General features: G+C 40.8%; 25 protein-coding genes, 1 tRNA gene and 1 pseudogene. 7 read left to right on the forward strand and 20 right to left on the reverse strand.

Annotated features, from left to right (window positions below; all coding sequences use genetic code 11):
• Positions 1-43 precede the first annotated feature (43 nt).
• From P4S60_RS12320 to P4S60_RS12340, 5 genes are all read right to left on the reverse strand, one after another.
• Positions 44-727 carry a flagellar hook assembly protein FlgD gene (locus tag P4S60_RS12320; RefSeq protein ID WP_063706521.1) on the reverse strand — a complete coding sequence of 228 codons (684 nt, stop codon included), beginning with the start codon at positions 725-727 and terminating at the stop codon, positions 44-46.
• 13 nt (positions 728-740) lie between these two features.
• Positions 741-1,172 (reverse strand): flagellar basal body rod protein FlgC, encoded by a 432-nt coding sequence (gene flgC, locus P4S60_RS12325; protein WP_063706519.1) that lies wholly within the window; start codon positions 1,170-1,172, stop codon positions 741-743.
• A 2-nt stretch (positions 1,173-1,174) separates the two neighbouring features.
• A complete protein-coding gene (flgB, locus tag P4S60_RS12330) occupies positions 1,175-1,585 on the reverse strand; it encodes a flagellar basal body rod protein FlgB (RefSeq protein WP_105181426.1) in 411 nt (136 codons plus the stop codon).
• Positions 1,586-1,720: 135 nt separating this feature from the next.
• Positions 1,721-2,551, reverse strand: coding sequence for a CheR family methyltransferase (locus P4S60_RS12335; RefSeq protein ID WP_337116127.1), 831 nt, complete (start codon positions 2,549-2,551; stop codon positions 1,721-1,723).
• Between the two features lie 21 nt (positions 2,552-2,572).
• Entirely contained in the window at positions 2,573-3,505 is a 933-nt protein-coding gene (locus P4S60_RS12340) for a chemotaxis protein (RefSeq protein ID WP_063706513.1), read from the reverse strand.
• 198 nt (positions 3,506-3,703) lie between these two features.
• On the opposite strand from P4S60_RS12340, the gene flgA reads away from it, so the two are divergent.
• From flgA to flgN, 3 genes are all read left to right on the forward strand, one after another.
• Positions 3,704-4,351, forward strand: coding sequence for a flagellar basal body P-ring formation chaperone FlgA (gene flgA, locus P4S60_RS12345; RefSeq protein WP_337116128.1), 648 nt, complete (start codon positions 3,704-3,706; stop codon positions 4,349-4,351).
• Positions 4,352-4,429: 78 nt separating this feature from the next.
• Complete coding sequence (gene flgM, locus P4S60_RS12350; protein ID WP_063706509.1) at positions 4,430-4,750, forward strand: flagellar biosynthesis anti-sigma factor FlgM; 321 nt, start codon at positions 4,430-4,432, stop codon at positions 4,748-4,750.
• Complete coding sequence (gene flgN / locus P4S60_RS12355) at positions 4,743-5,174, forward strand: flagellar protein FlgN (protein ID WP_063706507.1); 432 nt, start codon at positions 4,743-4,745, stop codon at positions 5,172-5,174. The genes flgM and flgN overlap by 8 nt, the downstream gene beginning before the upstream one ends.
• A 115-nt stretch (positions 5,175-5,289) precedes the next feature.
• Here the strand turns inward: flgN and P4S60_RS12360 are convergent.
• Positions 5,290-5,749 (reverse strand): annotated as a pseudogene (locus tag P4S60_RS12360) (LPP20 family lipoprotein).
• A 110-nt stretch (positions 5,750-5,859) separates the two neighbouring features.
• Between P4S60_RS12360 and P4S60_RS12365 the strand changes: the two are divergent.
• A complete protein-coding gene (locus P4S60_RS12365) occupies positions 5,860-7,050 on the forward strand; it encodes a flagellar assembly protein FlgT (protein ID WP_337116129.1) in 1,191 nt (396 codons plus the stop codon).
• Here the strand turns inward: P4S60_RS12365 and P4S60_RS12370 are convergent.
• Positions 7,033-7,932, reverse strand: a complete 900-nt coding sequence (locus tag P4S60_RS12370; RefSeq protein ID WP_337116130.1) for a LysR substrate-binding domain-containing protein — start codon at positions 7,930-7,932, stop codon at positions 7,033-7,035. The two genes, P4S60_RS12365 and P4S60_RS12370, sit on opposite strands and share 18 nt — an antisense overlap.
• 109 nt (positions 7,933-8,041) lie before the next feature.
• Here P4S60_RS12370 and P4S60_RS12375 point away from each other — a divergent pair, with 109 nt between their 5' ends.
• The 3 genes from P4S60_RS12375 (at position 8,042) to P4S60_RS12385 (ending at position 10,043) form a co-directional block, all read left to right on the forward strand.
• Positions 8,042-8,773 (forward strand): glutathione peroxidase, encoded by a 732-nt coding sequence (locus P4S60_RS12375; RefSeq protein WP_337116131.1) that lies wholly within the window; start codon positions 8,042-8,044, stop codon positions 8,771-8,773.
• Between the two features lie 206 nt (positions 8,774-8,979).
• Positions 8,980-9,456, forward strand: coding sequence for an alcohol dehydrogenase catalytic domain-containing protein (locus tag P4S60_RS12380; RefSeq protein WP_337116132.1), 477 nt, complete (start codon positions 8,980-8,982; stop codon positions 9,454-9,456).
• Positions 9,375-10,043 carry a zinc-binding dehydrogenase gene (locus P4S60_RS12385; RefSeq protein WP_337116133.1) on the forward strand — a complete coding sequence of 223 codons (669 nt, stop codon included), beginning with the start codon at positions 9,375-9,377 and terminating at the stop codon, positions 10,041-10,043. The genes P4S60_RS12380 and P4S60_RS12385 overlap by 82 nt, the downstream gene beginning before the upstream one ends.
• A 6-nt stretch (positions 10,044-10,049) precedes the next feature.
• Here the strand turns inward: P4S60_RS12385 and P4S60_RS12390 are convergent, their stop codons facing one another.
• The 13 genes from P4S60_RS12390 to ptsP form a co-directional block, all read right to left on the reverse strand.
• Positions 10,050-11,363 (reverse strand): HipA domain-containing protein, encoded by a 1,314-nt coding sequence (locus P4S60_RS12390; RefSeq protein WP_337116134.1) that lies wholly within the window; start codon positions 11,361-11,363, stop codon positions 10,050-10,052.
• Positions 11,347-11,649: a helix-turn-helix domain-containing protein gene (locus P4S60_RS12395; RefSeq protein WP_337116135.1), complete on the reverse strand. Its 303-nt coding sequence runs from the start codon at positions 11,647-11,649 to the stop codon at positions 11,347-11,349. The genes P4S60_RS12390 and P4S60_RS12395 overlap by 17 nt, the downstream gene beginning before the upstream one ends.
• Before the next feature lie 283 nt (positions 11,650-11,932).
• Positions 11,933-12,007 (reverse strand) — tRNA-Arg (locus tag P4S60_RS12400).
• A 182-nt stretch (positions 12,008-12,189) separates the two neighbouring features.
• Positions 12,190-12,855, reverse strand: a complete 666-nt coding sequence (locus P4S60_RS12405) for a FlgO family outer membrane protein (protein WP_337116136.1) — start codon at positions 12,853-12,855, stop codon at positions 12,190-12,192.
• A gap of 3 nt (positions 12,856-12,858) precedes the next feature.
• Positions 12,859-13,533, reverse strand: a complete 675-nt coding sequence (locus P4S60_RS12410) for a FlgO family outer membrane protein (RefSeq protein ID WP_054562231.1) — start codon at positions 13,531-13,533, stop codon at positions 12,859-12,861.
• 14 nt (positions 13,534-13,547) lie between these two features.
• On the reverse strand, positions 13,548-14,141 hold the full coding sequence (locus P4S60_RS12415) for a FlgO family outer membrane protein (protein WP_337116137.1): 594 nt from the start codon (positions 14,139-14,141) through the stop codon (positions 13,548-13,550).
• A gap of 240 nt (positions 14,142-14,381) precedes the next feature.
• On the reverse strand, positions 14,382-14,990 hold the full coding sequence (locus P4S60_RS12420) for an SPOR domain-containing protein (RefSeq protein WP_337116138.1): 609 nt from the start codon (positions 14,988-14,990) through the stop codon (positions 14,382-14,384).
• Positions 14,991-15,063: 73 nt separating this feature from the next.
• Complete coding sequence (locus P4S60_RS12425; protein WP_337116139.1) at positions 15,064-15,450, reverse strand: SPOR domain-containing protein; 387 nt, start codon at positions 15,448-15,450, stop codon at positions 15,064-15,066.
• A gap of 609 nt (positions 15,451-16,059) precedes the next feature.
• Positions 16,060-16,941: a UTP--glucose-1-phosphate uridylyltransferase GalU gene (gene galU, locus P4S60_RS12430; RefSeq protein WP_105175267.1), complete on the reverse strand. Its 882-nt coding sequence runs from the start codon at positions 16,939-16,941 to the stop codon at positions 16,060-16,062.
• A 26-nt stretch (positions 16,942-16,967) separates the two neighbouring features.
• Positions 16,968-17,819: a thymidylate synthase gene (locus tag P4S60_RS12435; RefSeq protein WP_054562236.1), complete on the reverse strand. Its 852-nt coding sequence runs from the start codon at positions 17,817-17,819 to the stop codon at positions 16,968-16,970.
• A gap of 13 nt (positions 17,820-17,832) precedes the next feature.
• Entirely contained in the window at positions 17,833-18,636 is an 804-nt protein-coding gene (lgt, locus tag P4S60_RS12440) for a prolipoprotein diacylglyceryl transferase (protein ID WP_337116140.1), read from the reverse strand.
• 14 nt (positions 18,637-18,650) lie between these two features.
• Positions 18,651-19,460 carry a sulfite exporter TauE/SafE family protein gene (locus tag P4S60_RS12445; protein ID WP_337116141.1) on the reverse strand — a complete coding sequence of 270 codons (810 nt, stop codon included), beginning with the start codon at positions 19,458-19,460 and terminating at the stop codon, positions 18,651-18,653.
• A 338-nt stretch (positions 19,461-19,798) separates the two neighbouring features.
• On the reverse strand, positions 19,799-22,075 hold the full coding sequence (gene ptsP, locus P4S60_RS12450; RefSeq protein ID WP_105175269.1) for a phosphoenolpyruvate--protein phosphotransferase: 2,277 nt from the start codon (positions 22,073-22,075) through the stop codon (positions 19,799-19,801).
• Positions 22,076-22,082: the final 7 nt, after the last annotated feature.

A 22,082-nucleotide genomic window follows, 5' to 3' on the forward strand; every position in this document is an offset into this window, starting at 1 on the left:
TCTAACCTATCTCTTAGCCTAAGCTAACCCAAACCTTTTTTACTTATGCGATTTCAGCTATATCAGTCAGCCTAACCGCACCCTCTTTTGTATTTACGATAATGCCGCTGCTACCATTGATATTGACACTTTCAATATTTTTAAAGGTCGCCATTGGCAGGCTGCTGTAGTCACCATTTACATAGCCTTCAGCACTGATGTCATACTCACCTTCAGGGAGTACATTGCCATCGTTATCTTTTCCATCCCACTCAAAACGCAGTGCACCTGCTGACTGAGATCCTAAATCAATGGTGCGTACTAACTGGCCTGATGAATCTGTAATTCTCAGCGTCAGTGTTTCAACCGCTGTTTCAGCAACCACCGAGCCTTTTGCTGCATTTTCACCATCAAAATCAATGGTGTCGGATTCAAGCAGTGCTTGTTTACCCACAAGCGTTGAAGCTTGTAATGCAGAGTTCGATGTCATTGACGCAGTGAGTGAATCAAACTTTTCATTTAAGTTTGAAATACCTTCAGCCATAGTGAAGTTCGTCATTTGCGCAATCATTTGATCGTTATCTGCAGGATTACTCGGATCCTGGAACGACAACTGCTGTGTTAACAACGAAAAGAAATCTTCCTGAGAAAGCGTGTTGTTGTCTTCTTCAGTTGTTTGCGTATTACTTTGATTCCAACGCAAGCTATCCAAATAGGATGATGATGCAGAGCTGATGTCGTTACTCATAACTTATCCTCGATTACCGTTGTCCTAACAACAGTGTTTTACTTAACATTTGCTTAGCTGCATCAGCAACTTGCACATTTGTTTGGTAAGAGCGAGAGGCAGAAATCATATTTGCCATTTCTTCTACGACATTAACGTTAGGTTTGTAGATATAACCATTTTCATCCGCACTTGGGTGGTTCGGGTTATATTCAATTTGTAGTGGCTTATCGCTCTCTACAATGCCTAACACTTTAACACCAACAGAAGAGCCCTGAGGATTGCTTTGTGACGATGACGCTTTGGTCAACTCTGCTGCAAAAACAGGATGGCGCGCTCGATACGTTTTGTCTTGGCTAGAACTAATCGTATTCGCATTCGAGATATTACTGGCTGTGGTATTAAGGCGAACATTTTGCGCGGTCATACCGGTTGCTGAAATATCAAAAACATTATACAAACTCATGATTAAGCTCCTTGACTACCGAGGGCTTTTTTAAGGCCTGAAATTTTACTACTCATAAATTGCAGGCTTGCCTGATACTCTAATGAGTTTTGTACATACAAGTTTCGTTCCACTTGTATATCAACAGAGTTACCATCACCTGTATCTGCTTGATTTGGCGTACGAAACATTTCAGCACTACCAACAAAACGACTGCCTCCGGCAATATGTTTTGCATCGGTTCGAACCATGCTATTGCCGCCCTGTTGGTTGCTTTTTGCCGCTTTTAATGCCGAGGCAAAATCGATATCTTTCGCTTTGTAGCCCGGCGTATCAGCATTAGCGATATTTGTCGCTAATAACTCAGCGCGTTGTGAACGGATCAACATCGCATGAGGATGAACACCAAATGCTTTATCAAAACTGATAGCCATAACCATCTCCAAAAAATTGACTCTACAGGGGATAATGCAAAAGGTAAGCCAAAAATAAAGAGTGATTTTTAATTATATAAGATGTTGAAAAATAGGCTTATTTAGCAACCTAAGAACTAGGTTGCTAAGGAGAGTTTACTTTTTCTGATAGATGATACCCGGGTTACAACGAACCATATCAAAGCTATCACTTAAGCCCGCCATTGACTCTGACGCACCTAAAAACAGGTAGCCTTTTGGGTTTAAAGCTTGTGCAAACTGCGCAATGATTTTCGCTTTTACTTCCGGTGAGAAGTAAATCAACACATTGCGGCAGAATATAATGTCAAACTTGCCCATTAAAGCGTATGAATCCAATAAGTTTAAATGTCTAAAGCTGACCATTTTTCTTATTGGGTCAGTAACCTGAGCCATTCCATTGCCGCTATCTTTAAAGAATTTTTGACGTCTTTCCATCGACAGACCACGAGCAAGTGCCAATGCGTCATATTCAGCATTTTTACACATATCAAGCATAGTATTAGAAATATCTGTGCCAATAATTTGCGCACCCATTTTTAATACACCCGGATTTTTAGACTGAAACTCGGCAACCGACATGGCAATCGAATACGGCTCTTGCCCTGATGAACTTGCCGCTGACCATATTTTTAGTGGCCTACGGACATCTTTAAGCTCAGGAAAAAGCTTAGTTTTCAATAATTCAAACGGGTATTGGTCACGAAACCAAAGCGTTTCATTAGTGGTCATCGCATCAACCACAGCGGCACGAAGCTGCCTCTCGTGAGGACTTAAAGTTTTACTTACCAGCTGTGATAATGACTCAACATTAAAGCGAGCCATAAGCGGTGCGAGGCGACTTTTAACTAAATACAGTTTGTTGTCACCAAGCACGATGCCACATTGTTGCTCTAAGAAAGAGCGGAATTGATCGTATTCGCTTTGTTGTAAATGCTTATTTTCCAAAGTAATACCACCTATAAATAATTAATCACAATGAACCCACTTTTTCACAGCTGTTGCTAATTCATCTGGGTTAAATTTTGCAATAAAATCATCGGCACCTACTTTTTCGATCATTGCTTGGTTAAATACCCCACTTAGAGAGGTATGCAAGATCACATGTAAAGGTGATAATTTTGGATCTGCTTTGATTTCGGCGGTCAGTGTATAACCATCCATTTCTGGCATTTCTACATCTGATATCAATAAGCCAACGCGCTCAGTAATATCATTTTTACAATCCAGTTGAGCAATCTCGCGTAAACGTAATAATGCTTCTTTACCGTTTTTAGCAAGCTCAGTTTGCACACCTAAAGGTTCAAGCGCACGTTTCACTTGATTTCGAGCGACCGCAGAGTCATCTGCAATAAAGACGATACGCTCGCCTAAATCACGCTGAATTTCGCCATCACCAACAACCTCAGCACTCACTTCGGTATTCACAGGGCAAATTTCATTTAAGATTTTTTCAACGTCAAGAATTTCAACTAACTCGTTTTCAATTTCTGTGACCGCTGTTAGGTATGAATAACGACCAGCACCTGATGGTGGTGGCATTATTTTTTCCCAGTTCATATTAACGATACGTTCAACACCGCCAACTAAGAAACCTTGCACTGAACGGTTATACTCGGCAATGATGATAAAACTGTCTTTAATGTTTTCGATTGCAGGGCCACCCACAGCCATCGATAAATCAATCACTGAGATAGTCTGACCACGGATATGCGCAACACCACGAATGTACGCATTTGATTTTGGCATGTTAGTAAGTGGTGGGCATTGCAAAACCTCTCTTACTTTAAACACGTTGATACCAAAGCGTTGTCGCCCTCTGAGTTTGAATAATAGTAATTCAAGGCGGTTTTGCCCAACCAACTGAGTACGCTGGTTAACTGAGTCTAAAATGCCTGCCATTTCAATCTCCTAAAGATAAACAATCAGAGCTGGAACAATAATTGCCTTCTTTGTGTTAAAGCTACATAAGGTTACGAAGCGTCTGTTTTTTGACGCAAAATATTTATACCTTGTTTTCAACAATAAGCATAGTCGAAACAATATGAGTTTGTTAAAAAAAGCCGAAGATACAGTGTTTTTTATTTTCTTACTAGCCTGTTGTTTGCAACACAACTACAGGCAGAAGTTTATAATAACGAGCAACTTCAACAAATCGCTGTCGATTTTGTTAGTGAACAGCTCCCTGATCTGGACACCACACCGCAAATTAGTGCTTTACCATTAGATGGTCGCATTCCAGAGAGACTGTGTGAGTCACCAATAAACAAAGAGTTACCGACAGAGCCTCCTTTTAATCGGCAGGTAACTGTACAACTTAAGTGCCAAGACTTAAATAGTTGGACCCAATACGTTCACGTTCGCATTATAGAGCTCGAACCTGTGGTTGTTGTAACCACTAATTTAGCACGTGGCGAGGTTATTCGAGCTGAGCACTTGCGCCTAGAAATGAAACCTAAACAATTTGTCAGAACGCAATATGTACAAGATGAGACTATACTCATTGGTAGTCGCAGTAAGCGCAATTTACGTGATGGCACACCTATTGTTATGAGCCAGGTTTGTATGGTTTGTAAAGGCGATAACGTTACTATTTATGCTTCGTTACGCGGCTTGAGAATTAAAACCACGGGAATTGCTTTAGAAGATGGCACGTTAGACGAATTAGTACGTGTAAAAAACAAAAAATCAGGTAAAGTATTAAATGCACGTGTGGATGGGGTCGAGTCTGTACAAGTAAATATTTAATTTTTTATATTTATGCTAAAGTATCCGCTGTGCCCGCCGATATAAAGGCATATGTTGGGTAATGTATAGGTCAAAATTATGGTAAGCAATGTCAATAATGGTCAACAACAAACTTCTGTGTTGACAAATACCAAGCAAAAAAAGCTTGATTTACAAAAAGATAATGCTAATGCAGCCGCTGCAAAATCGGCCGCACCAAAAGCAAGCGCAGATTCTGTGAGCTTAACTCCTCAAGCTAGACAGCTTAAATCTTTGCAAGAAAAAGCTGAGCAGTCATCAGGCTTCGACAGCAACAAAGTTGCTGAGCTGAAAAAAGCAATCAGTGAAGGTAAATACCAAATTGATGCTGAAAAACTAGCGAAGAACATCGCCGCATTCGAGTTTGATGTGTATGGCTGATCATAATCATTTAATTGCTAGCAAACTAACACAACAAGTTTCGTGCTTGGAGTCTATTGCTGCGCTTTTAGATGATGAACTGACAGCCATTGCTGCAAAGCGTGGCGAAGGATTAAAGAGTATTGCCCAACAAAAAATCTCTTTGCTCCAGCAAATTCAAACAATTGATAAAGACGTCCAAAAACTTGTTGCGCACAACGAATCGCAAGATGACGAAGTAAGTGCACTTATCAAACAAGTTAACACCCTACTGACTAGCTGCAAAAAGAAAAACGATGTAAACGCCCATGCGGCTCATCAAGCACAGCTAAGTGTTAAACAACTTAAAGATATTTTAATTGGCGCTCCATCATCGATGACCTACGATCAAGGCGGCAGCGTAATTCAAGGCGATAAGAAAATCGTGCACAACTTGAAAGCCTAAATGTCATTTCCATTAAAAAAGCGCGACAACTAATGAGTTGTCGCGCTTTTTTAATGCTCGCAGAATTTGCTGAACTTATGCTTTGAACTTAGGCTGCAGCTAGACTTAGTTGCACCTAATAATACGTTACTTTTTTCACTTGGCGTGGCTTTACTTCACCAATGTATAAGTCGTGTACTCGTTTCATATCAAGCTGTAATTCAGTTGCATAGGTATCCCCTACTGCGTAGGTTTTAATAACCTGCGCCCCTTTGATCACACCTTGTACTTGGCTTTGTAATTGATCGTTATGAGCAATGCTGTTTTGCACTGTGGTGCCTGCGGAAATTTTTTGCCCGTAAACTTGCTCAGCAAGCTCGCGATACGCTTCAAGCTTTGAGGCTTTAATCGCAAGCAAAGTACCGTCGCGATTCATTGCTACCTGGTTGAGCACTAATTGGCGCATACCCCACCGCTTTAAGCACTGGGTAGCTATCTGGCTCAATGTAAGTGTATTCTACATGTTTATCAAAAATACTACTGCAGCCGGTCAATGCTGCGCAGGCAACCAGCCCACCGAATAGAAGTGCTCGCATAATTTGCTTCCGCTTAAAACTCTTTGGCTACAAATATGCACGTTTAATGCCACTGTGGTACAGTCCTTGCTCATTTAGGTTATTCATTGGTTTTAATGCTAGGTGTCAGCATGAAAAATAAAACAATAGCCAGCTTAAAAGGTCTTGGCTTAGCCTTTACAATTTTGTTTTCTAACAATAGCTTAGCTCAGTGGTTTGAGTCTACAGGACATGCGGTTGTGAAAAATGGCGATACAAGCCAGGCCAAATCTGCCGCTATTAAAGATGCCATAACTCAGGCTTTAGTGTTTTCTGGCGCTCGAGTGAGCTCTGTTCAGACTCTAGTTGACGGGGTTTTGACACAAGATCAGCTGAAAATAAGCAGCCACGGTGAAATCCAAAAAATAGAATTGATCAGCGAAGACCGCCACAACGACACCTATGCCATCACGCTTCGCCTCGATATTTTTGCTCAAGCTGAAGAATGCCCTGCAAACCAATACACCAAATTTATTGCCGTAACACAAAGCCAACTCGCCAATCGCGAGCAAGCGCGTATGGGCCAAATTTTTGACGTAAATAAAGCCATCAGTGAGCACTTATATGCCAGCTTAGGTAATACGCAAATGGCGGCTAAACCGACAGCCTATTACAATATGCCGGCGCGAGTAGACCATTTTTTCACTCAGCAATACGATTACAGTAACGCGCTACTTGAGGAGATCACTAGCCGCAGTAATTCGCAATATGTATTACTGAGCCGTATTCGTGATTTATCGGTTAATCATAAGATCAACAATGACTATGCATTTTGGCAAGATGATAGTTTCAAGCGTGCGTACAAAGTGGATTATGTATTATTTGATGGCACCACTTACGAAAAACTCTGGCAGAAAAGCTACCAAACAGAAGGCATTTGGCCATACAAAAAAACCGAGATCATCGATGTTTACAGCGACCGATTTTGGGCAACCGATTATGGCCAAGCTATTAGTGATATAAACCAAACCCTAACCTATGACTTGCAAGCCGCCATGGCCTGCTTGCCCACGCAAGGTAAGATACTGCATATCGAAAACGATAGACTGATCATTAACCTAGGGAAGGCTCACGGCCTTGAACAGGGAGAGGTTTTAAACATTGCGCATCATAACTACTTAACGGATGCACAAGGTAATAAACTCCCCCATAAAATCACCACACTTAATCAAGTAAAAGTGACTCAGCTTTATCAGCAATCAGCAGTGGCCATGAGTATTGATAAGCAACCACTGCCTAATATTCAAATAAACGATATTGTTGAATTAGCTGCTAGCAAGTAAATGAGCTTGTAAGCCTTCATGAGCATTTAGCCAACGGGCTAATTGCTCTACACCGGCTATGTGCGGGTAATGCATGCGTGTTGCAATAACAACTTGTCGTTGCTGGTTTGGTGAGATAGCTAAATACTTCACCCCTTCACGTGGTGTGCATGCCAGCTTAGGAACAAAAGTTACCCCATCATCCATTGCCACCAGCGCGAGTAAGGTTTCTATACTATTTCCTTTATATTGGTTCGAAACTTCAACCCCAGCAGAAAAGCAAAATTGCTCGGCTTGCTCTTTAAAACAATGCCCTTCGTTTAACATTAATAAGTCACATTCTTGCAATTGAGCTAAAGCAACTTCAGCGTGTTTTGCTAAAGCATGCAGCTCAGAGACTGCGACTAAAAAGTCTTCTTTATAAAGTGGCGACACATGATACGGTGCCAAGCCAGCCACATCTGCAACAATTGCAATATCAATCTCACCATTATCAAGGGCCACCAGCGTTTGCACTGTTTGCATTTCTATAAATGAAAACTGGGTTTCACTAAAGGCCTGCTTCATCGAGGTTAAGAGTGTTGGCAGTAAATAAGGCGCAATAGTAGGAATAATACCTACATTTATTTTCCCTTTTAGGGGGTCGTGTGAGCTTGCGGCAATTTCTTTCAGCACTTGAGTTTGCTCTAGGATCAGCGTGATTTGTTTAAGTAATTGCTCACCTTGCACAGTCAACGTAACCTGCTTTGTTGAACGATCAAAAATGATCACTCCCAGCTCTTGTTCAAGCTTTTTAACTTGCCCACTTAGTGTCGGCTGGCTGACATAACAGGCATCGGCTGCTTTTCTGAAATGCTTATAATGTGCCACCGCTTTTACATATTCGAAGTCTTTTAAATTCATACCACACCACCAATAGCTTTTACCTATCATACTAATACAAACAAACGATTGGAGCTATCATAAATTAAATCGCATAATGGCAATCAACAAATCAAGAGGAATTAAAACAATGTTAAACAATATCGAAGGCCAAAAAGTACCAAACGTTACATTCGCAACACGTGTAGACGAGCAATGGAAATCAATAACCACTGACGAAATTTTTAAAGGTAAGACGGTTGTGCTATTTGCATTACCTGGCGCATTTACACCAACTTGCTCATCAACTCATTTACCACGTTATAACGAGCTAGCTGCTGTATTTAAACAAAACGGTGTTGATGAGATTGTTTGTATTTCTGTAAACGATACCTTCGTAATGAATGCGTGGGCACAAAACCAAGAAGCGCAAAATATTACCCTATTGCCAGACGGCAACGGCGAATTTACTGACGGCATGGGTATGCTAGTCGATAAAAACGACTTGGGTTTTGGTAAGCGCAGCTGGCGCTATTCTATGCTTGTAAAAGATGGCGTTATCGGAAAAATGTTTATTGAGCCACAAAAGCCAGGCGACCCATTCGAGGTGTCGGATGCAGATACCATGCTTGATTACATCAACCCTGCACAAGTAAAACCAGAATCAGTGAGCATTATTACCAAACCTAATTGCCCATTCTGTACAAAAGCTAAAGCGCTACTAGATGCAAAAGGGTATGTGTATGAAGAAATCGTATTAGGTCAAAACGCATCATTAACGAGTTTAAAAGCGATTTCAGGTCGTGAAACAGTGCCGCAAATATTCATTGGCGGTGAGCACATTGGTGGCTCTGACGATTTAGAAAAGCACTTTGCAGCTTAAAGAAAGGGAGCCTTGTTGCTCCCTTTTGTATTTTTGACCAATTATTAAAGCGGCTCAACTTAATAACCCTTAGCCCCTGTATAAGCCTCTCATTGGCGCAATTTGTTCTATTTCTGTCGTAAAAAGTCAAGATATTCACTAGCACTATGACTTAGTGTAGAGAATACCGATGAAGGACTTCCTTCACATTCACAGAGGACACACATATGAGCCAAATGAATTCTGTTGCCATGCAAAATGGTAAGCTGCATGTAAAACAAATTGATATTCCAACTCCTGGGCCCGGTCAAGTGCTGGTAAAAAGCCTTGCTTGCGGTATTTGCGGTTCAGATATTCATATAACTCGCCACACCAGCGATGTATTTGATATTTATAAAAACCTCGGCATCATGGCAAAAGATGCTGGCGATGACCAAGAAGTGTTATTAGGCCATGAATATGCTGCTGAAATCGTTAGCTACGGCCCCAATACTAAAGGCGAATTAGCCAAAGGTACTCGTGTCACCTCAGTGCCTATTTTACTTTCAGCTGGCGGTGCTGGCGTAGGTGTAACCCTGGGCTATATGGTGCTTATTCTGAATACTTTATTGTTGATGAAGCCTTGCTATTACCTATTCCTGATGCAGTTCCATCGGAAGCAGCAGCCATTACTGAGCCTCTTGCCGTTGGCCTACACGCAGTAAACCGCGCACAAATGAATAATGATGATGTAGCCATTGTCGTCGGCTGTGGCCCAATTGGCCTTGCTGCAATTGCCGCATTAAAGTTACAAGGCGTAAAACACATCGTTGCCTCTGATCCACAAGAGAGCAAAAAACAAATTGCCCTTGAATTTGGCGCCACAGAATATGTTAACCCTATGGTTGATGATGAAGTCGCTAAAGCCGCAGCACTTGCGGATAATAACAAGGTGGTTATTTTTGAATGTGCCGGTGTAAGCCGTTTATTGAACGACTACATTTTACGTGCGCCATCAAAAACAAAAATCATTGTAACAGGTGTACACACCGCCCCCCTTAACGTTAACTTTGCCTATGCCACAGTGAAAGAGTTAGACCTTATTTTCTCTTATTACTACCAGCCAGAAGAATTTGCACAATCACTTGAGAACATCGCGTCAGGCAAAATTGCATGGCAAAAAATGCGTACAGGTAAAGTCGGAATCGACGGCGTACAAGGTGCATTTGATACGTTATTTAAACCAAACGACCATATCAAAATCATCATTGAACCATGGCGCACAGGCGAGCTTGAAACAGTAACGGGTTAATTTAGTTTATAGCTCTATATCAGGCATTACATTTGCCTGCTCAAGAAAATGATCACAACGAGCATTAACTATATCAAAGTAATGCTTTAAATATGACACTTGTGATTCTGAAGGGCTATCAACAAGCGATATTGCCTGTTGTAAATTATTTTTAATATTTGTCGCAATTTTAGTTAGATGGCTTTGTAGTAGCTTTTTTGAAATTCCATTTTCATCTACAAAGTCAACTAACTGATAGGCATTAATTGCATCAGGGTCAAACTCATCTCCTATACTCATAGCCAGATCCTGTTCAAACTCTGGATACATTTTAACGTTTACTAAATCATAAAATGGCGCTGGGATTAGACCTGATTTTTGCACAAAAAAGCTAAAGTTTTTGCCATGTGCATCTGAGTTGTAGATACAAAGATTAAATAACGCCCACTTTAAAATTTCAATTTTTGCCGCTATTGGGTTTTCGCAGAGTTCAGATAGCGCAAACAATTTTTCAAAGCTTGCGCCATCGCGAATGTGACGAACATCTCGCTGCTTACCTAAATTTCTTTCGTATTTTTTATCGACCCCTAGATTACAAGCTTGGCATGCATCAATCATATGCCTGCGCTTTACACTTTCCGGGCTAAACAATTTTCTATCGAATCTTTCTACAAGTAATGCTGGGTGGTGATCAAAATATTTAAGTTCAACCTCTGCAACACTTAGCCCAGCCAGTTTTGCAAGTTTCATTGTTACAAATTCATTTATAACAAGATGTTGCTGATTATTCTTTTCAAACTTAATAATATGGGTAGAACAAAGGTTTCCTTCACCAAAACCTAACTTACCATCAACTGACAAGACATTTAATTTTGATTGAACACCCGCTACTGACAATCTTGGTTTGCCGTCCCAGACTTCCAAATGCCAAAGTTGAGGATCAGATAACCTTTTGATCAGTTCAGCATCACTAATACCGACAAAGTTACTTTTTACTTTATCGTTTAAAGCACCTTCAGGTAAAAACATCATAGCCCCAGAGGTATCTTTACCAATTCCACCGATCTGAGCAAATACATTCGTCCGTGATACCCCTAAGTAATCTATTAAATAATCTAGTCCCCTATTTTCGGGTAGTAAGTTTTGTAAAAAACGTCTGATATTGACAGAAGGTATGTCATGCCCAAAAGGTAGGTGAGGAGATATTGGAAAGCCCTCATCCACCCACTCTTGTTGATAATTCAATGATAAATTGTCGCTTTCTCTAGAAAGATGTAATTTACCAACCAGCTTTTGGCTATAAATAATATCGAGCGTATATCTATCAAACCCAGACGTCATTCTCATCCTCCAGAGATGAGTTAGCTGCGCTATCACTTTGCCATGGCTCAATTGATATCTTTACGCCTAATGCCGAAACAACTTTCATTAACGAGGCCACTTTTACATCAGCACTACCTTGTTCAATATTTATGTATGTCTGCTTTGATATACCTGAAAGTAATGCTGCCTCAGTTTGCGTGATATTGCTTTGTGTTCTCTTCGCTTTAATAACATCACCAAGCAAAGAAGGTGTGAACGCCCTACTTAAATCTGGGGATTTACTCGCTTTAACTTTCTTTGCCATCACAATCTCAATTTGAACAATGTTTCTATTAAAGTCTAATCTATCAGACTTTAATTTCAACCTACACCATAAAATCAAATAAAGTCTACCTTAAAAGACTTTTACAGTTTTAATACTTAAAAAGCCACAATAAAGTCCAATAAAATAGACTTTATATATGAATAATTACAGTATCTCTATTAAAGTCTACATTGATAGACTTTAAATATTTTGACTATTACTTTGTCATTAGGAATTATATTTTTGGTGAAATTATTAGAGATGATATTCAAAAAGTGAGATTTGGTAGCCCCTACAGGAATCGAACCTGTAACTGCCCCTTAGGAGGGGGCCGTTATATCCATTTAACTAAGAGGCCACTCAAAAGCTGAGGTAAAGCTTGTAGCTTGTAGCTTGTAACTTGTAACTTGTAACTTGTAACTTGTAACTTGTAACTTGTAACTTGTAACTTGTAGCTAAAATTATAACGGTCTAAGGCTTTGGTAATCAAGAGAATAAACCAATCGACTTGTGAGTAAGCCGATTGGCAAAATGATGAGGTTAGTTAACGCGAGCTGTTGCTGATTGGATTGACTCATGTTTTAGCACAAAATATGGGATCACTTTTTGTGCGCTGGCAATAACCAACTTTGAGTTTAAATTAATTACTCGAGCATTCACTTCAACACCATTTGGGCGGTATATCAGCGTGCCTGTAAGTACATGGCTAGCCATGCGACGCTCAGCTAACTCTTCTACATCACGCGACATCACAAAATCACCATGAGAGGTTACAGTGATGACATCCATCGCTTTAAAATCCACAACGCCAAAGCCAAACTTTTGCAGCTGATACATCATTGATTCGGCAAGTTGGTTACCAAGCTGAGAGCTGGTTTTTAAGCTCGCATCTAAATCAACAAAAGTGGTAATGGCAATACCTAATTCGCTTTCTTGTTGCATGGTATCCACTAACTCAAGCGCCATTTGCTCGACATAATTAACAACGGTTTTATGATGTTGATAAGGCACAAACAGGCGATGGTTAGCGTTATCCTGCTGCATATCTTTTTGTTCAAGCGCTTGCAGCATAGCAACGTAATCGACTTGAGTGCTTGCTGATGCCGGTGCATGTTGAGCTGTATTTTGCGGCTCTGCTGATTGCTCTGGCAGCAATTGGCAGCCAGAAAGTGCGAGTGTTAACGATGCGAAGATAAAACCTTTCATAGCTTACTCACTTGCTTGTTTTAGTGTAATGCCATCACTTCGATTAGTACTATCAAGGGCATCAACCACTGACTGTGGGATAAAACCTTGCGCCGACCCAACAACCGCTTTACTTGCTAAGCCAACAATACGCGCATTCACGAGCACACCACTTTGATGGTTAACCAAAGTACCCGCCAATACATAGTTAAAGTTTTGATCTTGGCTTAGCTCTAAATAATCACGACTGAAAACATAATCACCACTTGGCGTAACACGCATATAATCAGTGGTTTTAAAATCAATGACAGGCACACCAAACGCGTGAAGTTCATGAATAAAACTTTCGGCAATTTGATTACCTAGCAAATTTGTTGAGTTGTAATCTGCATCAAGGTACACAAAGCTTGAAACAGCAACCGGCGTGTTATCGCTAACATATTGCAAGTTTTCAACTAAATCTTGCATGATGCCACGCACATAGTGATTGATATTCTTACGTGTTGGGGCTGCTGTAAAGGTGCTGTTATTCATCACCGCCTGATTGGTTTGAAACACACTGTCATTACTATGCGGCGCGGCAACTTCTCTTTGCGCAGCTAACTGAGGATCATTTTCGTGTTGTGTTGCATCACCAGTTAACATTGACGAGCAACCAAAGCCAAACGGCAAACATAAAGTTAAAATTAAACGTTTCATTAAATGAGTTCCTCTTAATATTCGCTTCGATACAACTGGCCATCACGTTGCTGAACTTTCTCAGCGCCCCACATCACATTGATAGGGATCTCAGTGCTTGCTGCTGATACTATTCGCAGATCTTTGGTATTCACTAATCGGGCATTTACTATGTAGGCATGTTGTTGCCGCGTTAGTGTGCCGGTAATAACAAAGTCAATATTCTGACGTTGACGCAAAGTATTTACATCACGACTAAGTACACTATCGGCCGATTGCTGCAAATTTAAAGTATTTTCTAATCGATACTCTATGGTATGAAAACCAAGCTGAGTAAATTGCGTTAATAAACTTTCTTGAATTTGCTGACTCAAGCCACTGCCCTGATCTACTGCTAAATCAGTGCCTAAGCCATCAGCCATATAAAAACTGGTCACAGCAATACGTGCATTGCCTTTGTAAGGGCCTTGAATACGGCTCAGCTGACTACTTAGATCAGCAACGTATTGATGCACCGTATAAGGTGCCATTGGCGATTTTGGGGTTTCTCTAGGGGGCGTTTTTTGTGGCTCTTCAGTTAAGCTACAACCCACCAACACTAAAAAAACTGAATAAAATAACAGGCGCATAATTGCCATCCTCACTAAACTTAGTAAGTACAAAGCAATAATTATGCCTAAGTATTGTTGTTGATGGGATTATTATGAAAAGCCGAAGCGTGGTAATAAGAACACGTCACTTCTAAAATACCAATAAGCTAGCGTTGCATTCAGACAATGATTTAATTGTGTAGGCTGATGTAGCTAATTTTTTGAAGGGTCGAATGGTTTATCAGAAGGGTCAATTCCCTTCTGTTGTTAAATAAGCGGTTATAGTATCTGCCCAATAAATGGTGCCGTCACACAGGTTTGCCCCATTCTTTTCGCTATCTCACAAAATGCTGTCGCCTGAGTATAATTTTCAAATGGCCCAGCCCTTAATCCATACAAGGTTACGCCTTTTTGCTCTCGTGTTTTAAAACGAAAATCAAGGCCATTTAAAGCAGCAGGATAATCACGTTTGAGCTTTAAGACCTGATAACTAACTTTTTTCGGCGTTAAATATAAACCTAATTGCACGCCCGCTTCAGCGGCTTTATTTGCTGCAATAATCCCCTCAAGTGAGTCAGTTGATGATGCTTGCTTCGCTTGTGTTTGTTCACTTTGATGAAGAATCACATCATTTTTCGGCTCAAATTGTGATGGTTGTGCAGTTAAATCACTATTGGCTGACAGCACTTCGATTAACAACGCAAGGTCTTTTTCCATGGCTGAAAGGCGCTCAATGCTCGGCTGTTGGTTTTGCCACTCGGCAGCAAATTGCTGTACTTGCTGCTCAGTATAAGCTGGCTGGGTTTGCTCTTGGCTCATCATACATGCTGTTAAAGCAGTTAAGCTGATGGTTATCAATAGATATTTAGAAAAAATAGAAAAATGCATGGTGAAGTCAATTCTAAAAAACAGACTTAAATGTTAGCAATAAAAATGCCACCTTTAGCGCGAATATTTGACGCTAAAAATAAATTCGGTTGTCAGTGTAGTTGCTAACCCAGCAATCAATGCCTTGTCGCTTAATCGCTTCACAGTCAGCTTTGGCATTCTTCAAATATTTATAGCCACCAAATTTAAGTCGATAATAGGTATGTTCATTTACATCTGCGACTTCGACATTGAGTATCGGTTTTCCCTGAAAAATACTGGGTGCTCGTTTAGCCATTTTTTTAAATGTTGAAGCAAGGCCTTGCTCCGAATTGACCGACGCTAACTGAAGAGCAAATGCATAATCGGGTTTCACAACGTCTGAAGAGTCGTTTGACAATGCTTGCGACGTGTCTGATTGATCAAGCATTGTGCTGACAGGTTCATTTTGGGTTTGTGCCAATAAGAATGAGTTTTGCATTACCTTATTATTACTTAGGTACTGAAAAATATTGAAAACAGAAAGCGTGTTAAAGGAGATATTTGGAAGTGCCTTATTACTGCAACCAGACACAGTCAATAACACCAATAGGCATATACTGTAACGCAAAGGTTTTGAGCAATATTTCATAAGTAGGATTCTTAAACGTACCATTAAAAATTTGCTTCTTTTTAAAGAAGTCTATCTGTTAGCACTTGCCTATACAAAAGCCATAAACATCATTTGAGACGTTGCATAAGAAAACTCTAACACATTATTTGTTATTATAATATTTTCAGTACAGTGCTTAACTAACTGCAATAAAAACTTAATGACACCCTACTACTTAAGTTTTCATATTAGACAACCTAAAGCAATAAAAATCCGTTTTTACTAGGTATTTTTATAAGTATAGCTAAGTTTAACTATCCTACAGGGATATATAAGCATCTCACTGATCTTTAATCTTAACAATGCGTTAAGAGCTAGGTATATCAGAAAAATCCTTTATTGGGTAATAATCGACAATTGTGGGGATCATGTAAATAACAAAAAAGTGCCATATAGACACTTTTTTTACATGATTTTCAACTAGGTAATTAGAATTGATTATTTAACCAGCGACTTTATGAAGTCTGTAAGCTCGTCTTTGAATTCATCACGGCGTAGTGCAAATTCCACAATAGCTTTTAAATAACCAATTTTGCTGCCGCAGTCATGGCTTTTGCCTTTCATTGAGTAGGCATCAACTATTTCTTTTTCCATTAGCATAGCAATGGCATCAGTTAATTGGATTTCGTCGCCAGCGCCTGCTGGGGTTTTTGCAAGTAATGGCCAAATATTTTTGCTCAGTACATAACGACCCACAACAGCTAGATTTGATGGAGCTTGATCAACAGGAGGCTTTTCAACCATGTTTAAAATAGCTGCGCTCTCACCTTGATTAATTTTTACATCACCTAAATCAACGACACCAAATTTATCCACTTCGCTTTGTGGTACAGGTTCAACCATAATCTGGCTCTCACCGGTGTTTTCAAAACGCTGGATCATTTCAGCTAAATTATCTTTTTTAAGGTCGCTTGCCACATCATCAATAATCACATCAGGTAAAATAACAACAAATGGCTCATCACCAATGATAGGTGCTGCACAGTTGATAGCATGGCCAAGGCCTTTTGCTTCACCTTGACGAACATGAATAATCGTTACATCTTTCGGGCAAATTGATTGCACTTCTGCAAGTAATTGACGCTTTACACGCTTTTCTAGTGTTGCTTCTAGCTCAAAACTGGTATCAAAGTGGTTTTCAATTGAGTTTTTACTTGAGTGTGTTACTAAAACAATTTCTTTAATTCCTGCTGAAATTGCTTCATTTACTACGTACTGGATCAGCGGTCGGTCAACAATAGGAAGCATTTCTTTAGGGATTGCTTTAGTCGCAGGTAACATGCGCGTGCCAAGACCAGCAACTGGGATCACTGCTTTCATTGATTTCTCCTTAAATTTTATTGTTGTTACACTGAAAACGGATACTTAATTGCATCGTGACACTGATAACCGACTACTTCAAAATCGTCTTTTGTAACCCAGGTTTCAATGTCTTCTAGTGATTTAATATTTGGGTTTATTTTTAATTCTGGCGACGCGAAAGGCTCACGCTTAAGTTGTACATCACGCATCAACTCAAGTTGGTTTTCATAAATATGTGCATTCGCTATTTTATGATACGCCTTACCCGGTTTGTGCCCGGTGATTTGTGCAACCAGTGCAAGTAACACAAAACATTGAATTTGATTAAAGTTTAAGCCTAACGGCACATCGCAGCTACGTTGGTATGATGTTAAGTATAAAGTATCACCCAGTAATGAAAAGGTGTGTGTATGCATACAAGGACGTAAACAACCTAGTTCAAACTCACCCGGATTGTAAAAAGTCACAATTTCACCGCGGTCATCAATGCCTTTAGATAAGTTATCAATGACCTTTTTTAACTGATCAAGATGACTGCCATCCGGGCGTTGCCAACTGCGGCCTTGCACACCATATACACGGCCCATATCATCTTCACCACGACGATGAGGGTTTTCAAGCCAAGCTTTGTTTTCGTTTGCGTTTGCATTCCAAGTCATGCAGCCGATATCACGAAACTGTGCAGCGCTGTCGTAACCACGTAAGTAACCTAGTAGTTCCGCTATCGCCGCTTTGTAAAAGCTCTTACGCGTGGTGATGAGCGGAAACTTGTTATTTGCCACATCATACTCAAGATCGGCATTTATAACGGTTAAACATTTGGTTCCTGTGCGCTTGTTCTCAACCCACACACCTTCGTCAACAATGCGCTGACATAAATCTAAATACTGTTTCATTGATTTGCTCTTGTTATACTTTGCTTGCCACGCTGTGTTGCGGCTTTTTATAGGCCCATATTAACAAACCAAGGCCACCAATTACCATCGGCAATGACAGTATTTGCCCCATTGAAATTATGCCTGCAAATAAACCTAAATGGGCATCTGGCTCACGGAAGTATTCTACGGTAAATCTGAATACGCCATAACCGAGTAAGAACACACCTGCAACACTGCCCGCTGGACGTGGCTTTTTGATAAACCATTGTAAGATTAAAAACAGCACTAGTCCTTCTAAAAAGGCTTCGTATAATTGTGAAGGATGGCGCGGCTCTGGACCACCTGATGGGAAGATAAACGCCCAAGGCACATCAGTCACTCGGCCCCATAGTTCGCCATTAATAAAATTACCAATGCGACCTGCTAATAAGCCTAGTGGCACGAGTGGCACAACAAAATCACCCACTTCAAGTAATGATTTTTTACGTGTCCAAGCAAAAACCACAATAGCGGTGATTACACCTAGCGTACCACCATGGAACGACATACCACCTTGGTCAATTCTGAACAAATACAATGGGTTTTCAATAAAGTAACTAAACTGATAAAACAATACATAGCCAATACGACCACCGAGTATCACCCCGAGCATGCCGTAAAAGAGCAAGTCACTGACTTGTTCTTTTGTCCAACCTGAATTTGGTTTTTCTGCTTGACGATTAGCAAGCCATAGCGCCAAAGCAAAACCAATTAAATACATTAAACCGTACCAACGTACGCTGAGCGGGCCTACCGAAAAAATAACCGGATCGATATCTGGAAATTGAAGAGCCATAAAAATAAAAACCTTTAACTAAACACCATTTTAAGCGCAATTATGACAAGTAATAGCGCGAATACTTTTTTTATTGTTGCCACAGGCAAATAGTGCGTGGCTTTGGCACCTATTGGCGCAATGAGCGACGAGGTAACCACAATCCCTACTAACGCAGGTAAATACACAAATCCGACAAATCCATCACTGAAAGATGTTAATTGCCAGCCAGCAGACACATAACCCACCGAGCCGAACAGCGCAATGACAATACCACATGCAGCAGCACAACCAATGGCCTTTTTAATGTCAAAAGAAAAATAATGCAGTAGCGGCACAATGAGTGCTCCACCACCAATACCAATTAACCCTGACAGTGCCCCCATTATGGCACATAAAAAGCCAAGAATTGGTCCTGATGGCAGCGGCTTTTCACTGGCTGCTTTTTTACGTGTCGATAGCACCATTCTGAGTGCGATAAACACCACGCTACCGGCAAAAACAAAGCGCAGTAGCTGCTCTGGGATAAAGCTTGCCGCAAAACCACTGATTAAGGCCCCAAGGCCAACACCAGTCATAACCCACGGGGCAATTTCCCATGGCACGTTAGCATTGCGATGATGAGCAAGGGCTGAAGAAGTCGAGGTAAAAATAATGGATGCTAACGAGGTTGCTATCGCAATGACTAATACATGGCTTGGATCGGCAACATTAAACGACACTAATAGCGCACTAAGTACCGGCACGATGATAAGACCACCACCAATGCCTAATAATCCGGCTAAAAAGCCAACCACACTGCCCAAAATTGCGCAGTACACCATTAAAAGTATTACGTCATGCATAGCACACTCATATATTCAATTTGTTATATACATATACTAAACTAATATATATACCCAAACCACCTCAAGATGCGAGTTTCAGTTGGAATTAAAAGCGATTTAGGCAAGGCATTGATTGCAAGTAATAGTGGTTCTATTGTTAAAAGCAATAACGCAGTATAAATCGCTTTTAAACCAACCCTTTGGGCGTTTCACAGGCACTTACTCTCATCGTTGTTACTTCTTAAAAGGGACTGCCATTCTTGCAAAGTAACGCCTTGATATTAAGCACCTGTGAAACGCTGAATTCTGCATCTTGAGGTGGCTTGGGTATAGGTGCTTCACAGCACAATTTTCCCTCATGATTGACCTTGGCTTGGGGTGTAAAATAATTCACCGAGTTGATGTTCGATCATAAAGTTACGTGTCAACCTAAGTACATGTTTTGCCGTTGGTTGTAATAAGCATTCTGCAAGTAACTTTTCCATATCACTGACATTTAGTCGCCTAAGCACAAACTTAATTTTACTAATCGAAGCATAGTTCATACTCAAGCTTCGATACCCCATCGCAATAAGCAATAGTGCTCCTTCTGGGTCGCCGCCTAACTCGCCACACAAGCTAAATGGCAGCTCATATTGCTGACACTCTTGTGCTATTTTTAACAGCACTCTAAGAACACTTGGGTGATAAGGGTTAAATAGCTCAGCAACACGGGCATTTGAACGGTCAACAGCCAGCATATACTGAGTTAAATCGTTGCTACCCACAGAGCAAAAATCGACTTTTTGCGACCACTCTTCAAGCATAAATACACTCGAAGGAACTTCTAACATCACCCCGATTTCTGGGCGTTCTATTGCCTGTTCGGGGTATTGCTCACTTAACTCAAAATAGGCTTGTTCGAGTAGTTTTAACGATTCATCTACTTCCTCTGAGCCACTGATCATTGGCAACATAATTTTTAAATTACCTAGACCAATATTGGCTTTAAGCATTGCTTTGAGTTGATCTAAAAATAGCTCAGGATGGTCTAAGGTCACACGAATACCACGCCAACCTAAAAATGGATTTTCTTCCGTTATATTGAAGTAATCTAAAACCTTATCGCCACCTATATCAAGTGTACGCATCACCACAGGATTAGGGTGATAACTCGTTAGCACTTCGCGATACCACTTTTCTTGTTCTGATTGTGAAGGAAACTGGCCTTTTTGCATAAACCAGGCTTCGGTGCGATACAAACCAACCCCATCGCAAAATGGCTTATTATCATGCTCAGTATTTAATTCAAGGCCCGCATTAAGTAACAAACTAATGTGTTCACCATCTTTGGTAACTGCATCGAGGTTTTGCTCTGCCACAAAACGGTCGTTCAATAATGCTTCTTGAAATTTAAGCTGAGTGTATTCCTCTTGCAGCATTTGCGAAGGCGAGATATATAAACGTCCTGAATAGGCGTCTAAGATCATCGGCTTACCTTCAAACTGCAATAACGGCACATCTTCAATACCCCAAATTGCTGGGATCCCCATAGCACGCGTTAATATAGAAGCATGGCTATTAGCCGCACCATTAACACTCACTACCCCAGCAAGGTGCCCTTTTGGCACTTCAGCGAGCATGGCAGGGGTTAATGTACCGGCAATTAAAATCGTGTCTTTAGGGTAAGGCTTTGCCGCATGCTCGGTATTCACTAAATGGTGTAAGACACGCAACCCAATGTCTTTAACATCAACAGCACGTTCTTTGATGTAAGGGTCTTGCATGGCATTGAATTGAGTCACCAATTTCTCAATAACAATTTTCAAGGCACTTTTAGCGTTCCAGCCTTGCTGTAATTGTGCTTCAACATTTTGACCAAGACTTTTGGCATCGAGCAACTGCTGATAAACATCAAAAACCGCGAGCGCTTCTTGTGGAATAGAGTCGCTCAGCGTCATCGATAAGGTATTAAACTCATTACGCGTTGCAGCAACTGCTTGTGTAAATAGTTTTCGCTGTGTGCCTACATCGTCATCTTTTTGTAATTCAATCGAATTGAAGTCGAGTTTAGGGATCACCACAAAGGCCTCGCCTATGGCAATACCTGGCGCACTTGATACCCCTTTTAGTACAGAGGTTTGGTGGGAAAACTCATCGACGCGTAATATTTCTTTTATTTCTGCATGAGCTAACTGAGAAGCTAGCTGAGCTGAAAGCGTAATTAAGAATGACTCTTCGTCAGGGCTAAACACACGGGCTAGTTTTTGTTGAACAACAATAACCCCTAGAACCTTTTTCTGGTGCACAACTGGCACTGACAAAAACGCGTTGTAGCCTTCTTCATTAACTTCAGGTGAAAGTTTAAAACGAGGGTGTGACTTTGCAAAAGCAATATTAATGGGCTCTTCACGCTGAGCAACAAGACCAACGAGGCCTTCGGTAAAGCCTATACGAAACTTACCCACTGCATCTGGGTTTAGGCCTTGGGTGGCCATCAATACAAAGTTGTCTTGGCTGTAATCGGCAAAATAAATCGAGCAGCACTGTGTTTGCATGGCATCTTTTACCATTTGCACAAAACACCCCAGCGCACTGTTTAAGTCCGCCTGTTGCGACACTGCCTCAGCAATTGACCTGAGCGTGGCTAACATGATGCTG

The sequence above is a fragment of the Pseudoalteromonas sp. Hal040 genome, assembly GCF_037162425.1.
GTDB lineage: Bacteria > Pseudomonadota > Gammaproteobacteria > Enterobacterales > Alteromonadaceae > Pseudoalteromonas > Pseudoalteromonas gelatinilytica.

What these genes read in the sequence shown, in the direction of transcription:
- flgM (WP_063706509.1), top strand. Translation starts at nt 4,430, where the DNA reads ATGGTAAGCAATGTCAATAATGGTCAACAACAAACTTCTGTGTTGACA.
- lgt (WP_337116140.1), bottom strand. Translation starts at nt 18,636, where the DNA reads ATGGCTCTTCAATTTCCAGATATCGATCCGGTTATTTTTTCGGTAGGC.
- P4S60_RS12375 (WP_337116131.1), top strand. Translation starts at nt 8,042, where the DNA reads ATGTTAAACAATATCGAAGGCCAAAAAGTACCAAACGTTACATTCGCA.
- galU (WP_105175267.1), bottom strand. Translation starts at nt 16,941, where the DNA reads ATGAAAGCAGTGATCCCAGTTGCTGGTCTTGGCACGCGCATGTTACCT.
- ptsP (WP_105175269.1), bottom strand. Translation starts at nt 22,075, where the DNA reads ATGTTAGCCACGCTCAGGTCAATTGCTGAGGCAGTGTCGCAACAGGCG.
- flgC (WP_063706519.1), bottom strand. Translation starts at nt 1,172, where the DNA reads ATGAGTTTGTATAATGTTTTTGATATTTCAGCAACCGGTATGACCGCG.
- P4S60_RS12395 (WP_337116135.1), bottom strand. Translation starts at nt 11,649, where the DNA reads ATGGCAAAGAAAGTTAAAGCGAGTAAATCCCCAGATTTAAGTAGGGCG.
- P4S60_RS12370 (WP_337116130.1), bottom strand. Translation starts at nt 7,932, where the DNA reads ATGAATTTAAAAGACTTCGAATATGTAAAAGCGGTGGCACATTATAAG.
- P4S60_RS12340 (WP_063706513.1), bottom strand. Translation starts at nt 3,505, where the DNA reads ATGGCAGGCATTTTAGACTCAGTTAACCAGCGTACTCAGTTGGTTGGG.
- P4S60_RS12410 (WP_054562231.1), bottom strand. Translation starts at nt 13,533, where the DNA reads ATGAAACGTTTAATTTTAACTTTATGTTTGCCGTTTGGCTTTGGTTGC.
- P4S60_RS12320 (WP_063706521.1), bottom strand. Translation starts at nt 727, where the DNA reads ATGAGTAACGACATCAGCTCTGCATCATCATCCTATTTGGATAGCTTG.
- P4S60_RS12365 (WP_337116129.1), top strand. Translation starts at nt 5,860, where the DNA reads ATGAAAAATAAAACAATAGCCAGCTTAAAAGGTCTTGGCTTAGCCTTT.
- P4S60_RS12405 (WP_337116136.1), bottom strand. Translation starts at nt 12,855, where the DNA reads ATGAAAGGTTTTATCTTCGCATCGTTAACACTCGCACTTTCTGGCTGC.
- P4S60_RS12420 (WP_337116138.1), bottom strand. Translation starts at nt 14,990, where the DNA reads ATGCATTTTTCTATTTTTTCTAAATATCTATTGATAACCATCAGCTTA.
- P4S60_RS12415 (WP_337116137.1), bottom strand. Translation starts at nt 14,141, where the DNA reads ATGCGCCTGTTATTTTATTCAGTTTTTTTAGTGTTGGTGGGTTGTAGC.
- P4S60_RS12425 (WP_337116139.1), bottom strand. Translation starts at nt 15,450, where the DNA reads ATGCAAAACTCATTCTTATTGGCACAAACCCAAAATGAACCTGTCAGC.
- P4S60_RS12435 (WP_054562236.1), bottom strand. Translation starts at nt 17,819, where the DNA reads ATGAAACAGTATTTAGATTTATGTCAGCGCATTGTTGACGAAGGTGTG.
- P4S60_RS12380 (WP_337116132.1), top strand. Translation starts at nt 8,980, where the DNA reads ATGAGCCAAATGAATTCTGTTGCCATGCAAAATGGTAAGCTGCATGTA.
- P4S60_RS12390 (WP_337116134.1), bottom strand. Translation starts at nt 11,363, where the DNA reads ATGACGTCTGGGTTTGATAGATATACGCTCGATATTATTTATAGCCAA.
- flgB (WP_105181426.1), bottom strand. Translation starts at nt 1,585, where the DNA reads ATGGCTATCAGTTTTGATAAAGCATTTGGTGTTCATCCTCATGCGATG.
- P4S60_RS12445 (WP_337116141.1), bottom strand. Translation starts at nt 19,460, where the DNA reads ATGCATGACGTAATACTTTTAATGGTGTACTGCGCAATTTTGGGCAGT.
- flgN (WP_063706507.1), top strand. Translation starts at nt 4,743, where the DNA reads ATGGCTGATCATAATCATTTAATTGCTAGCAAACTAACACAACAAGTT.